This is a genomic window from Acidovorax sp. LjRoot74, from assembly GCF_964254355.1.
Taxonomy (GTDB): domain Bacteria; phylum Pseudomonadota; class Gammaproteobacteria; order Burkholderiales; family Burkholderiaceae_C; genus Acidovorax.
This window is the reverse complement of sequence record NZ_CAXUTI020000001.1, coordinates 4,111,545-4,126,044: the sequence shown is the minus strand read 5'-3', so window position 1 is coordinate 4,126,044 and position 14,500 is coordinate 4,111,545. Positions and strand designations below refer to the sequence as shown.

Annotated in this window: 14 protein-coding genes; 6 read left to right on the top strand and 8 right to left on the bottom strand. The window is 66.8% G+C overall.

Annotated elements, in window-relative coordinates; genetic code table 11:
- Positions 1 to 94: 94 nt before the first annotated feature.
- Positions 95 to 1,105, bottom strand: coding sequence for a Bug family tripartite tricarboxylate transporter substrate binding protein (locus tag ACSQ3O_RS19685; protein WP_436140164.1), 1,011 nt, complete (start codon positions 1,103 to 1,105; stop codon positions 95 to 97).
- Positions 1,106 to 1,203: 98 nt separating this feature from the next.
- The gene (gene mdlC / locus ACSQ3O_RS19680; RefSeq protein ID WP_436140163.1) at positions 1,204 to 2,802 is read right to left on the bottom strand and encodes a benzoylformate decarboxylase; all 1,599 of its coding nucleotides are present in this window, start codon (positions 2,800 to 2,802) and stop codon (positions 1,204 to 1,206) included.
- Between the two features lie 66 nt (positions 2,803 to 2,868).
- Between mdlC and ACSQ3O_RS19675 the strand changes: the two genes are divergently transcribed.
- Positions 2,869 to 3,768: a LysR family transcriptional regulator gene (locus tag ACSQ3O_RS19675; RefSeq protein ID WP_436140162.1), complete on the top strand. Its 900-nt coding sequence runs from the start codon at positions 2,869 to 2,871 to the stop codon at positions 3,766 to 3,768.
- 92 nt (positions 3,769 to 3,860) lie between these two features.
- Complete coding sequence (locus ACSQ3O_RS19670) at positions 3,861 to 5,039, top strand: PA0069 family radical SAM protein (RefSeq protein WP_436140161.1); 1,179 nt, start codon at positions 3,861 to 3,863, stop codon at positions 5,037 to 5,039.
- 153 nt (positions 5,040 to 5,192) lie between these two features.
- Here the strand turns inward: ACSQ3O_RS19670 and ACSQ3O_RS19665 are convergent, their stop codons facing one another.
- Entirely contained in the window at positions 5,193 to 6,251 is a 1,059-nt protein-coding gene (locus ACSQ3O_RS19665; protein ID WP_436140160.1) for a sodium-dependent bicarbonate transport family permease, read from the bottom strand.
- A gap of 86 nt (positions 6,252 to 6,337) precedes the next feature.
- On the opposite strand from ACSQ3O_RS19665, the gene ACSQ3O_RS19660 reads away from it, so the two are divergent.
- Positions 6,338 to 7,237, top strand: a complete 900-nt coding sequence (locus tag ACSQ3O_RS19660) for a LysR family transcriptional regulator (RefSeq protein ID WP_436140159.1) — start codon at positions 6,338 to 6,340, stop codon at positions 7,235 to 7,237.
- Positions 7,238 to 7,286: 49 nt separating this feature from the next.
- Here ACSQ3O_RS19660 and ACSQ3O_RS19655 read toward each other — a convergent pair whose 3' ends face one another.
- On the bottom strand, positions 7,287 to 8,255 hold the full coding sequence (locus tag ACSQ3O_RS19655) for a LysR family transcriptional regulator (RefSeq protein WP_436140158.1): 969 nt from the start codon (positions 8,253 to 8,255) through the stop codon (positions 7,287 to 7,289).
- Between the two features lie 113 nt (positions 8,256 to 8,368).
- Between ACSQ3O_RS19655 and ACSQ3O_RS19650 the strand changes: the two genes are divergently transcribed.
- Together ACSQ3O_RS19650 and ACSQ3O_RS19645 are read left to right on the top strand one after the other, a co-directional pair.
- The gene (locus ACSQ3O_RS19650) at positions 8,369 to 8,701 is read left to right on the top strand and encodes a nuclear transport factor 2 family protein (protein WP_436140157.1); all 333 of its coding nucleotides are present in this window, start codon (positions 8,369 to 8,371) and stop codon (positions 8,699 to 8,701) included.
- Complete coding sequence (locus ACSQ3O_RS19645) at positions 8,698 to 9,480, top strand: SDR family oxidoreductase (RefSeq protein WP_436140156.1); 783 nt, start codon at positions 8,698 to 8,700, stop codon at positions 9,478 to 9,480. Before ACSQ3O_RS19650 ends, ACSQ3O_RS19645 begins: the two co-directional genes overlap by 4 nt.
- A 77-nt stretch (positions 9,481 to 9,557) precedes the next feature.
- Here the strand turns inward: ACSQ3O_RS19645 and ACSQ3O_RS19640 are convergent, their stop codons facing one another.
- The 3 genes from ACSQ3O_RS19640 to ACSQ3O_RS19630 all read right to left on the bottom strand — a co-directional run bounded on the left by ACSQ3O_RS19640 (position 9,558) and on the right by ACSQ3O_RS19630 (position 11,544).
- Positions 9,558 to 10,070 (bottom strand): DUF7482 domain-containing protein, encoded by a 513-nt coding sequence (locus tag ACSQ3O_RS19640; protein ID WP_436140155.1) that lies wholly within the window; start codon positions 10,068 to 10,070, stop codon positions 9,558 to 9,560.
- A gap of 207 nt (positions 10,071 to 10,277) precedes the next feature.
- Entirely contained in the window at positions 10,278 to 10,565 is a 288-nt protein-coding gene (locus tag ACSQ3O_RS19635; RefSeq protein ID WP_137749585.1) for a GNAT family N-acetyltransferase, read from the bottom strand.
- Positions 10,566 to 10,674: 109 nt separating this feature from the next.
- Positions 10,675 to 11,544 carry a LysR family transcriptional regulator gene (locus ACSQ3O_RS19630; RefSeq protein WP_137749584.1) on the bottom strand — a complete coding sequence of 290 codons (870 nt, stop codon included), beginning with the start codon at positions 11,542 to 11,544 and terminating at the stop codon, positions 10,675 to 10,677.
- A gap of 137 nt (positions 11,545 to 11,681) precedes the next feature.
- On the opposite strand from ACSQ3O_RS19630, the gene ACSQ3O_RS19625 reads away from it, so the two are divergent.
- Positions 11,682 to 12,731, top strand: a complete 1,050-nt coding sequence (locus ACSQ3O_RS19625) for an NAD(P)H-quinone oxidoreductase (RefSeq protein ID WP_436140154.1) — start codon at positions 11,682 to 11,684, stop codon at positions 12,729 to 12,731.
- Between the two features lie 49 nt (positions 12,732 to 12,780).
- On the opposite strand, the gene ACSQ3O_RS19620 is transcribed toward ACSQ3O_RS19625, so the two are convergent.
- Positions 12,781 to 14,499, bottom strand: coding sequence for a phosphoethanolamine transferase (locus tag ACSQ3O_RS19620; protein WP_436140153.1), 1,719 nt, complete (start codon positions 14,497 to 14,499; stop codon positions 12,781 to 12,783).
- Between the last annotated feature and the right edge of the window lies 1 nt (position 14,500).

Here is a 14,500-nt window from a genome sequence, read left to right as displayed (position 1 = left end):
TACCTCTGGGATGGTTGTGACAAAGCGCGGGACTGTAGACCATCGCGAATCTCGCACTGCCGTGCGCTGGCATTCACAGCGCCCCGCTCCGCCCTCAATCCCCCGTGATGTTGCGCGCCTTGATCAGCGCACCAAACCGCGTGCTGTCGATGGCGGCGCGCACATGGAAGTCGGCCGGTGACATCGGCGCGGGCACGCCGCCCAGCGCTGTGATGCGTTCCTTCACGGCCGGTGTGGCCAGCACCTTGTTGATCTCGCGGTTCAGGCGTGCCACCACCTCGGGCGGCGTGCCAGCGGGGGCATAAAAGCCAAACCAGGTGTCGGCATCAAAACCCTTGAGGCCCACCTCGTCGAGCGTGGGCACATCGGGGAACAGGGGTGAGCGTTTTGCGCTGCCCACGGCCAGCAGCTTGAGCTTGCCCGCCTTCACGTGCGACAGGCCAATGCCGGGGTCGAACATGAAGTCCACCTGCCCGCCCAGCAGGTCCTGCATGGCGGGGGCTGCGCCCCGGTAGGGCACGTGCACAGCGAACACATTGGCCTGGGCCTTGAGCATCTCGGCCGCCAGGTGCGGCGAGCTGCCGTTGCCTGGCGTGCCAAAACTCAGCTTGCCGGGATGGGCCTTGAGGTACTGCATGAACTCCTGGATGGTGTTGACCGGCAGCGTGGGCCGGACCTCCAGGAACACCAGCACACGCGCAGCCGCAGCCACAGGCACCAGGTCCTTGGCGGGGTCGAACGGCATCTTGGGATACAGGTGCGGGTTGACCGACACCATGCCGCCCGAGCTCATGAGCAGCGTGTAGCCATCGGCGGGCGACTTGGCCACCGCCTCGCCGCCGATGTTGCCGCCTGCGCCGCCCCGGTTTTCGACCACCACGGGCTGGCCGAGCGCTGTCTGCAGCGGCACGGTCACAGCGCGCGCGATCTGGTCGGCCGCACCGCCCGCCGGAAAGTTCACGATCACCTTGATGGGCTTGCCGGGCCAGGCTTCGGTCTGGGCCTGCGCGGGTTGCAAGTGCAGCAACAGGCCGAAGGCCGTGCCCGCCAGGGCCAGCGCGCCCAGGAGGCGGCGTTGGGTGCTAAGGGGATAAGAAGAATGCATGTGTGTCTCCGTTAGGGCCCGGGTGTGCCGGGTCTTGTGCAATGAATCAAAAAAGCAGGCGGGCGACAGGTGCCGCGCCAGTGTGCAGGCTCCGCCTCTCAGGCCACATCCACCTCCACCAGCATGGCGCGCGGATGCGCCAGCGCGTCGCGCAGCACCGGCGCCAACTGGCGGGCATCGCTCACGCGCACGGCCTGGCAGCCCTGGCCACGTGCGAGGGCCAGAAAGTCGAGATCGGGCAGGTCCGTGCCTTCCAGCTTGTCGCCTTCATGAAAACCGAAGGTGGGCGCGAACTCCTGCAGCGCTGCGTAGCGGCGGTTCTTGAGGATGATGAAGGTGATGGGCAGCTGCAGCTGCGCTGCGCTCCACAGCGCCTGGATGGAGTACATCGCCGAGCCGTCGCCAATCAGCCCGATGACCTTGCGGTCGGGCTTGGCCAGCGCCACGCCCACTGCTGCGGGCAGGCCGTAGCCCAGGCCGCCGCTGCACATGGTGTAGAAGGTTTCGCTTTGCAGGATGGGCAGGTAGGCGTGCATGGCCGCGCGCGAGCTGGGCGCCTCTTCCACCACGATGGAGGCCGCATCGCGCACCTCGGCCAGGGTCTGCATCACGTAGGGCACGCTCATGAGGGCGTCGGGCTCCGAGGGTTCGGCGCGGGGCCGCGCGGCACGGGGCGGGGGCAGGGCGCGCGCCGCAGGCGCGGGGCGTGCCAGCAGGTCCCGCACGCCCAGGCGCACGCTGCCCACGGCCGAGGTGCCCTCGGGCGTCCAGGCCGCTGTGCCCGGGTCGTCGATCAGCTGCACCAGCTGCGCTCCGGGCGGCACGTGGGGGCCAAAGCCTTCCACGTGATAGGTGAAGGCCGCTGCGCCGAGCGCAAACACCAGGTCGTGCCCGCCGAGCAGCGCCACGATCTTCTCGCGCATGGCGGGCAGCACGCCTGCAAACAGGCGGTGGTCCTGCGGAAAACCGCAGCGGCCGGACATGGGCGCGATCCACACGGCGGCGTTGTGCCGCTCGGCCAGGGCCAGCACATCGTCCCAGGCGCGGTCGCGGTCCACGGCGGCGCCGACCACGAAGACGGGGCGCTGCGCGGCATCGAGTGCATCGCCAATGGACTGCAGGACGCGGGGCTCGGGCCGCGATTCGGTGCTCACGGTGCGGGCCTGCACGGGCTCGCAGGGCTTGTCCCAGTCGTCGGCAGGGATGGAGACCAGCACCGGCCCGCGTGGCTGCTGCATGGCGATGTAGTAGGCGCGGGCGATGGCCAGGGGCACGTCTTCGGCGCGGGCGGGTTCGATGCTCCACTTCACATAGGGCTTGGGCAGCTCGGTGGCCTGGCCCGAAAACAAAAACGGGTCGAACGGCAGGATGGACCGCGCCTGCTGCCCGGCGGTGATGACCATGGGCGTGCGGTTTTTGTGCGCCGTGAAGATGTTGCCCATGGCATGGCCCACGCCAGCGGCAGAGTGCAGGTTCACAAAGGCCGCGTTGTGCGTGGCCTGGGCATAGCCGTCGGCCATGCCCACCACCACCGATTCCTGCAAGCCGAGGATGTAGCGGAAGTCCGGGGGGAAGTCGAGGAACAGCGGCAGTTCGGTGGAGCCGGGGTTGCCAAAGATGGTGTCGATGTGAAAGCCGCGCAGCAGGTCGAGCACGGCCTCGCGCACGGTGGGCAGATGGGGGTCTTGTGAAGGCATTGCGCCATCTTCGGGGCACGCCAGTCATCCATCAATACAATGAAATGACTAAGCGGTATTCATCCAATGCATATCAAGGACATCGACCTCAACCTGCTGCGCCTGTTCGATGCCGTCTACCGCACGCGCAGCGTGAGCCGCGCCGCTGACCTGCTGGACCTGACGCAGCCCGCCGCCAGCCAGGCACTCACGCGCCTGCGCCTGCTCATCAAAGACCCGCTGTTTGTGCGCGCAGGCGGCGGTGTGCAGCCCACTCCCAAGGCCGACCGGCTGGCCAACGCCGTGCGCAGCGCCCTGGGCCTGCTGGAAGAGGCGCTCAACGAATCCGCCCAGTTCGAGCCGCTGCAGTCGCACAAGGTCTTTCGCATCCACATGAGCGACATTGGCGAAGGCCGCTTTCTGCCCGACCTGATGGTGGCGCTGCAGCACCAGGCGCCCGGCGTGCGGCTGGAGACGCTGCCCGTGCCGCGCCACGAGATCCCGCAGCGGCTGGACAGCGGCGCCATCGACTTCGCCTTCGGCTTTTTGCCCACGGTGAAGGACACGCAGCGCGTGCAGCTCCTCCAGGACCGCTATGTGGTGCTGCTGCGCGCAGGCCACCCCTTTGCCGCCACCCGGCGCAGCGGCCCGGTGCTGCTGGGTGCCCTACGGCAACTGGAGTTTGTGGCCGTGCGCGCCCACTCCGACACCCTGCGCATCCTGGAGATGCAGCAGCTGCAGGACCGCATCCGCCTGACCACCGAACACTTCATGGTGCTGCCCGCCATCGTGCGCGCCACAGACCTGGCCGTGGTCATGCCCCGCAACATTGCGCGCACCTTTGCCGCCGATGGCGGCTACACCCTGATCGAGCCCGCGCTGCCGCTGCGCGACTTCACTGTGTCGCTGCACTGGAGCCGCCGGTTTGAAAGCGACCGCGGCAACCAGTGGATGCGCGGCCTGATCGAGCAGTTGTTCAAGGAATGAAATGACCCGCTGGATTGCGTGCGCTGGATGCGCTGAGCGCGGGCTGAGCAAACGATGCGCGCGCCATCAAAAAACTGTATATTCATACAGTTATGCCGCGCACCTTCACGGACTCCTCCGACATCCCCGCGCCGCCCGAAGAGGTCCGCATCCCCTTGCAGGCCATTCGCGGCCGGGGCGCGGCCACGGCCATGGCGCACCGGTTTGCGCGCGACACGCGCGAGGCGGCCGACGACGGGTGGGGCCCACCGCCTGGAGACGATGATGGGGCAGGCGATGCACCAGCCAACCCCGCCGCGACCCCTTCCGCCACCCGCGTGCACCTAGAAACCGCGCGCAGCGCCATCTGTGCCAACGATTCACCCGACATCTTTTTCGAACTCTCGGTCAACCCTTACCGGGGCTGCGAGCACGGCTGCATCTACTGCTACGCCAGGCCCACGCACAGCTACCTCAACTTCTCGCCGGGGCTGGACTTTGAAACGCAGATCGTCGCCAAACACAACATCGCCAGCGTGCTGCGGACCGAGCTGGCCCAGCCGCGTTATGTGCCGCGCCTGCTGAACATCGGCTCCGCCACCGACTGCTACCAGCCTGTGGAGCGCGAGCTGAAGCTCACCCGCAGCGTGATCGAGGTAATGCGCGACGCGCGCCACCCGTTTTCGCTCATCACCAAGTCCAGCGGGGTGGAGCGCGACCTGGACCTGCTCGCCCCGCTGGCCGCGCAGCGCCTGGCGGCGGTGTACGTCACCATCACCACGCTCGACGCCACCCTGGCCCGCCGCCTGGAACCCCGCGCCGCCGCGCCCCACCGGCGCCTGCGCACCATCCGCGCGCTGGCCGAGGCGGGCGTGCCCGTGGGCGTGAGCGTGGCGCCGCAAATCCCTTTCATCACCGAAGACATGGAACAGGTGCTGGAGGCCGCACACGAGGCCGGCGCGCGCAGCGCCTTCTACACCGTACTGCGCCTGCCGTGGGAGCTGGATACCCTGTTCCGCGAATGGCTGCAGGTGCACTACCCCCAGCGCGCCGCGCGCGTGATGGCCCGTGTGCAAGACCTGCACCACCTCAGCGACGCCGAACGCCGCGCGGGCAAAACCTACAACAGCGACTTCGCCACCCGCATGAAAGGCACCGGCCTGTGGGCCGACCTGGTGCGCCAGCGTTTTGCCACCACCTGCCGCAGGCTGGGCCTGAACCGCGAACGGGTGGAGCTGGACCTGGGCCAGTTCCGGCCCGGCCTGCTGCAGGGGCAAAGCAGCCTGTTCTAACCCGGCTGCGCGGTGCCGTGGCCCGAAAATATCAATAAAAATTGCCGTTTCCGCGCGTCCAGTATACCTTTTTAGCTATTTAAATGATAGCAATGATGCAAGGCGCTGCAAGCGCATGCCGGGGGCGGCACGCGGCCTGCGTGCTGCGCGCCCTCACACTGCCCAGAGGCCCTGCACCACCTGCGTGTACAGCGGAATGCCCAGCACGATGTTGAGCGGAAACGTCAGCCCCAGCGACAGGCTCACATACAGCGACGGGTCGGCCTCGGGGATGGCATAGCGCACTACAGCAGGCACGGCGATGTACGAGGCACTGGCCGCCAGCACCATCAGCAGCACCGCGTCGCCCGCAGGCACGGCCACCAGCCAGGCCAAACCCAGCGCCAGCGTGGCGTGGGTGATGGGGCCCAGCACCGCATAGGCCAGCAGCCAGGGCGACTGCTGCCGCACAGCGGGCAAGTTGCGCGCGGTCGAGAGGCCCATGTCCAGCAAGAACAGGCACAGCATGCCCTTGAACAGATCGCCCGAAAACGGCTGCATGGCCGCCTTGCCCGCATCGCCGGTCAGCAGGCCGATCAGCATCGCGCCCAGCAGCAGCAACTGCGTGCCATCGGTGAACGACTCGTGCAGGATCTTGCCCACCGACAGGTGCGGGCCGCTCTTCCCACTGACGTTGCCCGGGCCATGGCCACCCAGCGTGGCGGCGCCCCCGCTGGTCATTCCCACCACGGGTGGGGTGCCGGTGGCCACGGCTGTTGCCTGCTGTTTTTGCCGCAGTGCATTGGCCAGCAGCACGGCCAGGATGATGGCGGGCGACTCCATCAGCGCCATCGCCGCCGCCATGTGGCCGCCATAGGCAATGTGTTGCGACTCCAGGTACTGCGTGGCCGTCACAAACGTCACCGCGCTGACTGATCCGTAGGTGGCGGCCACCGCCGCCGCATTGAAGCCCGACAGCACCCGCCGCAAGAGCACATAGCCCACCAGCGGCACCACCATGGCCAGCAGCACCGCCAGCCCCAGGCTGGTGGCCACGCTGGGCGTGAAGCCCGACGCCGCCAGCGCAAACCCACCCTTGAGGCCCAGCGCCATCAGCAGGTAAATCGACAAGAACTTCGAGATCGCCGCAGGCATCTCCAGGTTGGATCGGACCAGGCCCGCAAACACGCCCAGAGCAAAAAACAGGATCGCAGGGTCCAGCAAACTTTGCATCATTAAACTCCTTGGGCGCCAATGCTATGCAGCGCAAGGTGCAAAGTAAAATCGATTCGAATGTGCTTATCTATAGATAAAAATCTATGAACATCACCTTCCGCCAGCTGCGGCTTTTTTTGGCGCTGGCCGAAACCGGCAGCGTCAGCGCGGCCGCCAAGGTCATGCACGTCACGCAGCCTACCGCCTCCATGCAGCTGCGCGAGGTGGCACAGGCCGTGGGCCTGCCGCTGTACGAAGTCATCTCGCGCCGCGTGCACCTCACCGAAGCGGGCCACGCCCTGGCCCGCACCGCGCGCGCCATCGCGGGCGAGTGGGATGCGTTCGAGCAGCGCATCGCAGGCGCCAAGGGCCTGACCAGCGGGCGCCTCAAGGTCGCCGTGGTCAGCACCGCCAAATACTTTGTGCCGCGCCTGCTGGGCAGCTTCTGCAAGCTGCACCCGCACATCGACATCTCGCTGGAAGTGCTCAACCGCGACCATGTCATCGGCCGCCTGCGCGCCAACCAGGACGATCTCTACGTCATGTCCATGCCGCCCGCCGACCTGCCGCTGGAAGACCAGATCCTCATGCCCAACCCCCTTGTCGTCATCGCCCCCGCAAGCCATCCGCTGGCGGGCAAAAAGCGCATCAAGCTGGATCAGTTGCAGGCCGAGCGTTTCATCCTGCGCGAAAAAGGCTCCGGCACCCGCATGGCCACCGACACCCACCTGCGCCAGGCGGGCTTTGCCCCCCGCACCGTGCTGGAGCTGGGCAGCAACGAAGCCATCAAGGAATCGGTGGAAGGCCAGCTGGGCCTCTCCATCGTCTCCCTCCACGCGCTGGGCCCGCACCACGAGGGCCTGGCCGTGCTCAACGTGGCGGGCTTCCCCATCCAGTCGCAATGGCACCTGGTCTGGCCCAAGGGCAAGCAGCTGTCACCGATTGCGGAGGTGTTCCGGGGGCACCTGATGGGCGAGGTGCAGGGGTGGATGCAAGGGCGGTGAGCGCGACGTTGCTGGCGTGAATGGCTGATATCGGCCACCCAAGACCCCATCACCGACAGGCAGCCTTCTGCATTGCGACCGCATTCACCGAAGGGCGCTGTGGGCCAGGCCTGGGTTCTGGCAGATCGCGGTCCAGAAGGCAGTCGATAAAAGCCGTTAGTGCCGGTGATGGATGCCGCCGGTTGGAGTAGTACAAAAACAGGCCGGGCTTTGCCACCGTCCAGTCGGCAAGCACCTGCACCAGCCGCCCTTGGTCAATGTGGTTGTCCACCTGCTCGCGGTCAAATGCATAGGCAATGCCCAGGCCCTGCACGGCCGCAGCCACGCCGATGTCCGAGTGGTTGGTTACCAGCGGTCCTTCGGGGGCAATCTCCACCCGCTTGCCTTTTTTCTCAAACTCCCACCGGTAGGTTCGGCCATCCACCTGCAGCCGCCAGTTGATGCACGCGTGGCCGTGCAGGTCGGCGGGCGCCTTGGGCGTGCCGCGCTGCGCCAGGTAGTCGGGTGAGGCCACGGCAATCATCTTCACGTCCGGTGTCAGGCGCACGGCGATCATGTCTTTTTCCAGCCGCCCGCCCACGCGAATACCCGCATCAAAGCGGCCCGCCACGATGTCGCTCAGCCCATCGTCCACCACGATATCCAGCACCACATCCGGGTGGGCCTGGTGAAACCGCCCAAGCCGTGGCGCGATGACCTGCGAGGCCGCCATGCCCAGCGTGTTGATGCGCAGCGTGCCCCCCATCTGGCCCGCCGCCGCACTGGCCTCGGCCACCGCGTCGGCCATGTCCCTGAACAGCGGCGCCATGCGCGCATACAGCTGCGCACCGGTCGCAGTGGGCGCCACGCTGCGCGTGGTGCGGTTGAGCAGCCGCGCGCCCAGGCGGGCCTCCAGCTGGCGAATCGTCTGGCTCAGCGCCGACGGCGACAGCCCCAGGTGCTCGGCCGCACGCGCAAAGCTTGCGCGCTCGACCACGGCGGCAAACGCCTTCAGTTCCGCAAAGTCCGATCCGCGCATTGTGTATTGCTTTCTACATAGCTTATTCAAATTCTAGGCCATTCACTTATTGGTGATGCGGGCGCATCCTGACGGCTCACTAACACATTGACCAACCCAAGGAGATCGCCACCATGACCCCTTTGAACCTTCCCGAACCCATCGCCGCCTACTTTGCGGCCGACCAACACAAGAACGCCGAGGCCATTGCCCGGTGCTTTACGGCGCACGCCGTCGTCAAGGACGAGGGCCACACCCATTCCGGCATCGACGCCATCAAGGCGTGGAAGGCCGCCGCATCGACGAAGTACACGTACACCACCAACCCCTTTGCGCTGGAGCAGAGCGATGGTCACCACGTCGTCACCAGCCGCGTCGAGGGCAACTTTCCCGGCAGCCCGGTCGATCTGCGCTACCGCTTCCGCTTGGAGCGTGGCCTGATTGCTTCGCTGGAGATCACCGTATGAGCTTCGACCTTCAACTGCGCGGCCAGCGCGCACTCGTCACGGGCGGCACCAAAGGCGTGGGCGCTGCGGTGGTGCAGGCTTTGGTGGACGCCGGTGTGCAGGTGATGGCCACCGCGCGCTCCGCCCCAGCGCACTCGGCCGACGGAGTGGTGTACGTGCCCGCCGACGTCTCCACCGCAGAGGGCGCTGCACAGGTCGCGCAGGCCGTGCTTGCACACTGGGGCGGGGTGGACATTCTGGTCAACGTGGTGGGCGGCTCCAGCGCGCCCGGCGGGGGCTTTGCGGCGCTGGACGATGCGCAGTGGTTCAACGAACTGAACCAGAACCTGATGCCCGCTGTGCGCCTGGACCGCGCCCTGCTGCCCGCCATGCTGGCCCAGGGCGCGGGCGTCATCGTCCACGTCAGTTCCATCCAGCGTGTGCTGCCGCTGCCCGAGTCCACCACCGCCTACGCCGCTGCCAAGGCGGCCCTGTCCACCTACAGCAAGGCCTTGTCGAAAGAGGTCACGCCCCAAGGTGTTCGGGTGCTGAGCGTCTCGCCCGGCTGGGTTGAAACCGAAGCCGCCGTCGCCCTGGCCGAGCGCGTGGCCACCCAGGCGGGCACGGACTACGAAGGCGGCAAGCAGATCATCATGCATTCGCTGGGTGGCATCCCTCTGGGCCGCCCCGCCAGACCGCAAGAGGTGGCTGATCTGATCACGTTTTTGGTGTCACCGCGTGCGGGAGCGATATCGGGCTCGGAGCATGTGATTGATGGGGGCACGGTGCCGACGGTTTAGAGGCGCAGCAATGCGGCTTCTCACATCAGCCCTCGTGGAACGCCAGGAACTGACGCCCGGTTGAGCCGCTGTCCGTCTTACCGCACTCCTGCCAGACCCCCGCCACCGACAGCCCGCGTTACGGGGCAGTTGATGACGATATCGGTGACTTCGAGCGAGACCAGGCCTTTTTCCTCGGCTGCCAATAGCTCCTCCTCCGATGTCAGCTCGGGCCCGGGATGGGGTGCCGTTCTCGTCACCAGGACGAGGCGCCACAGCGGGCTGTAGCTTCGGTCCGTGTTCGCCGCGCCCACGGGACGTGGCGCAGATTGAAAGATGCTGATCTGTTCGCCCTGAGGAAATTTGTACACCCGCTCCAGCACTGAGGGGCGCGCGGCGATGGCGTCGCGCAGGCGAGGGACGTGGTTCACACCGGCGGCCTCTGCCATGGCGCCGTCCGAGATGTCTGTCGTGATGTACTCCACCTGTCGCCCGTCAACCCAGGCACGGTGCAGCGGAAGTACCGTTTCTGTCCGTCCGGCATCAAAACGGGGCCCCGCGCATCCGATGAGCAGAACCACGGATGCAATGGCGATGGTGAGACGAATCAAGTGCGACACTCCTTGTGATGCTGAGCGTTGATCTGAGTAGCAGGTGGCGGCTGACCGACCTGAGTCGGCTCGCGTGACGGATTGGAGTGCTGGCGCATGGTGCTGCCATTTTTGCCCAATCGACCTCTGATACCAAGAAGCAAAAAGCCGCAGCGAGCGGATCCAATCGGTGGGCTGAGGCTGCTGCATCCCCCTCATAGGGCCTGCCTAAACCAGCACATCCCGAACAGCCACGTCCTTGTCAAACTGCGCCTTGGCAAACGGGCACAGCGGGACCACCTTGGTGCTTGTGGCCCTGGCCCATTGGACCAGTGCGTCGAGCAGCGCGCGTCCGACACCTTGGCCACTGAACGATGCATCCACCTCGGTGTGGTCCACGATGACCATCGTGGCGTTGGTGCGGCTATAGGTCATCTCGGCCAGGCGTTGGCCGTTGTGCTCGATGTAGAACGCACCTTTGGCGTCCTGTTCCTGGTGGTGAATGGTGTGTGGCATGGTGGGGCGCAAAGGGGTCTGCGTCAGAGTATGGTGCATCAGGTGCATCAGGTGCATCAGCGGCGGCCCGGCCTTGCCTGGCGGGGCGTGCTCCATCGGCCTGGGGCGCCTACTGGACTTGGAATGCCTCCGACAGAAACTCTGCCGTGGCGCGCACCCGTGCCGTGCGTTGCAGGTCGGGGTGCATGACTTGCCAGACCTCGTAGTCGGTCGCCCGGCGGCGCTCGGGCCAGATGCGCACCAGGCCTTCGCGCTCCCCCATCCACACCGGCATTTCACCCAGGCCAATGCCCGCCGCCACGCCCTTGCGCACCAGAAGGCTGGAGCGCACGGCCAGCGCGATCCGGGCCTGGCGCGCAGGCAAACCCGCCATGGTGAGAAACGCTTTGTGCTCCAGGTAGGGCGCGTAGGCCACCAGGTGGTGGCCGCGCAGTTCGTCATCGGGCTCGGGTACGCCAAAACGCTCGACATAGTCCGCGCTGGCGAACAGGCCCACGGGCCACGATGCCACGCGGCGCACCACCAGGTCGGCGGCCTCTGGCCGCACGTTGCGGAATGCGATGTCCACCTGGCGGCGGCTGAGGCTGAGTAACTGGGTAGACACCTCCAGGTCCACTCGGATGTGGGGCCAATTCTGCTGCAGGCGCTCGATGGCGGGCATCAGCAGGTCGATGGCGATGGAGTCAGTGCTGGTCACGCGCACCAGGCCGCCCGGGCTGGTGTCCTGGCCCTCGATGCGGGTGCGCAGGTCCAGGGCCGCGCCTTCCATGCGGCGTGCGGCGGCCAGCGCTGTCTCGCCCGCAGCGGTGAGCAGGTAGCCGTCCTTGGCGCGCAGGAAGAGCTTGGTGCCCAACTCGGCCTCCAGCGCATTCAGCCGCCGCCCGACGGTGGCCTGGTCCACCCCCAGGCTGCGCGCAGCGGCGCGCAAGGAGGGCGCGCGGGTCAGGGCGAGAAAAATGCGTGTGTCGTCCCAGTTCATGGTCGTATGGAGGTCGTAGACGAAGGCTGAGTGTGATGCAGATTTGCATCGCCGTAGAGCGAAATTGCTGCGTTTAAAGCACCATACGGAGCCCTATCCTTGAAGGCATTCAAGTCAATGCCTGAGGAGCAAACCCTATGTCGATACCTATGACCGCACCGCCCATGACCGAACAGCCCGCAACCACCCCACGCACCATGCAAGCTGTCGTGTTCGATGACTTCGGCGGCCCCGAGGTGCTGGTGGCGCGCGAGATCCCCGTCCCCGAGGTGCGCCCGCACGACCTGCTGGTGCGCAACGCCTCCATCGGCGTCAACCGGGCCGACCTGTTGCATCGCAAGGGGGCCTACGGCCGTGCCTACTTTGGCGATGCCGACACCATGGGGCTGGAGATTGCGGGCACCGTCGTCGCCATGGGGCGCGAGGTGCAGGGCTTTGCCGTGGGCGACCGTGTGATGGGCATCGTGGGCGGCGGGGCGTACGCCGAGCTGTCGCGCATCGACCACCGCATGGCCATGCCGGTGCCTGCGGGCATGGACTTGGTGGCCGCTGGCGCCGTGGCCGAGGTGTTTGTGACGGCGCACGAGGCGCTGTTCCACCTGGCGCGCCTGCACGCGGGCGAGTCGGTGCTGATCCATGCCGCAGCGGGCGGCGTGGGTTCAGCCGCCGTGCAACTGGCCCATGCGGCGGGAGCGCGCGTGTTCGCCACGGCCGGGGGCGACAAGCGTGGCGCCGTGCTGGGCTGCGGGGCTGATGTGTTCATCGACTACCGCAGCGAAGACTTTCAGGCGGTGGTGGCGCAGGCCACGCAGGGCCGGGGCGTGGATGTGGTGATCGACTTCATCGGGGCTCCGTACCTGCAGCGCAACGTGCGGTCGCTGGCCGACGGCGGGCGCCTGGTGTCGGTGGGGCTGCTGGGTGGTGCGCAAGGGGCGGAGCTGCCCATGGACGTGGTGCTGTACCGCCACCTGCAGATCTTTGGCACCGTGATGAAGTCCCGCCCGCCCGAGGTCAAGCAGGCCATGGTGCAGCGGTTTGCGCGGCAGTGGCTGCCGGCCTTGGCCGCCGGAGTGATCCGGCCGGTGATCGACAGCACGTTTGCACTGGCCGATGCCGCACAGGCCCATCGGCGCATGGAGTCTGGCGCCAGCATCGGCAAGATCCTGTTGCTGCCCGAGGCGCGCTGAGCGGGCAGTGCGTAGCGCCCATCGCCCAGTACCCAGCTTTAGGCCCACCTCAGTCTGCTGCGGCCGGCTTGCGGCACGCGGCAAACATGTCCAGCTCGGTGTTGTACGCCTCGGTCTTCACATCCATCAGGCCCAGCACCGAGTGGAAGTAGTGGTCGTGCGTGATGCGACGCTCGCCCAGGTCTTGCTGCAGGCAGCCCGTGGTGAGGTGGGTGCGGGCTTGCATGGCGGGTGACAGCCAGGTGATCCAGGGCACGTGTTTTTGCACGTCGGGCGCAATGGAGTAGGGCAGGCCGTGCAGGTAGATGTTGTTCTCCCCCAGCGACTCGCCATGGTCTGCTACGTAAATCATAGCTGTCTGGGCATGTTGTTCCTGCGCTCCCAGCCATTGGAGCACTGAATCGAGGAAATGGTCGGTCTCGACGATGCTGTTGTCGTAGGCGTTGACCACCTGCTCGCGCTGGCATTCCTGCAATGCGGTGGAGGTGCACTCGGGGCCAAACTTTTTGTTCTCGGGCGCGGAGCGCTTGTAGTACGCGGGGCCGTGGCTGCCCATCTGGTGCATGACCACCACGGTGCCGCGCTGGCGTTGCTCGGCGGGCAGGGCAGCAATCTGGGCGTCCAGGTCCTTGAGCATCACGCGGTCCAGGCACTCGCCGCCAGCGCACAGCGCGGGGTCCTTCTGGGTGCTGGTGATGGTCTCGCCAACGCGGTCGCACACGCCCTTGCAGCCTGCCTGGTTGTCCACCCACAGCACGGCCAGGCCCGCGTGGTGCAGCACGTCGATCAGGCTTTCGTAGTTGGCCGAGCGGCCCTCGTAGCCTGTGCGGCCCAGGTGCGAATACATGCAGGGCACCGATGCGGCGGTGCTGGTGCCGCAGGACCAGGCGTTGCGCGCGCTCACCAGGTCCTTGCGGGCCGAGAGGCGGGGGGTGGTGTTGCGCTCATAGCCATTCAGGCCAAAGTTGCCGCTGCGGCCCGTCTCGCCCAGCACCAGCACCAGCAGCGGGGGCTTGGCCTGGCTGGCGTAGCTCACGCCCAGCTGGGCGTCGCGGCCCAGGGGCAGGATTTTGCTGGTGTCCATGCGCAGGGGCTTGGAGGCGATATTGCCCAGCGCGTACACGCTGTTGAGCGGGTTGATCAGGTAGCGCAGCTTGGTGTGGTTGCGCATGGTCGATGCAAAGTCCTGGAACACCAGCAGCAGGCACACCACGATGACGGCAATGGAGCCCACCAGCAGCAGCCCGTTGTGCGCCACATGGCGCAGGGCCGTGAGGCGCTGCACGGGGCGGCGGTACAGCCACAGCAGCGGCGGTGCGGCCAGGATGAGCACCGTGCCCAGCATGCGCAGGTTGAGCAGGTCGCCCGCTTCCTTCACGTCGGTCTGCATCACATTGACCAGCATGCTGGCGTCGATGGCGATGCCGTAGGCCAGCATGAAGTACGCGCCAAATGCGGCCATCAGCACCAGCACCAGCACGGCGGGTTTGAGCGTCCAGCGCCAGGCCAGCAGGCTCAGCAGCGCCGCATTGCCCGCTGCCACGATGAGCGCAAACGCCAGCGCAAAACCCCAGCCACGCAGGCTGCCCTGGCCGGGCAGTTGGGCCACCTCGCGCCACAGCGGCACGTTGCAGGCCGTGGCCAGCCAGGTGCTGATGAGCACCACCACCCAGGCGGGGTGCATGGGGCGGGGGGCAGGGGAGGCGGAGGGTGGCTCCGAGCGTGAAGCCGAGGCAGAGGGCAGCAGGCGCCGCAGGGACAAAAGCATA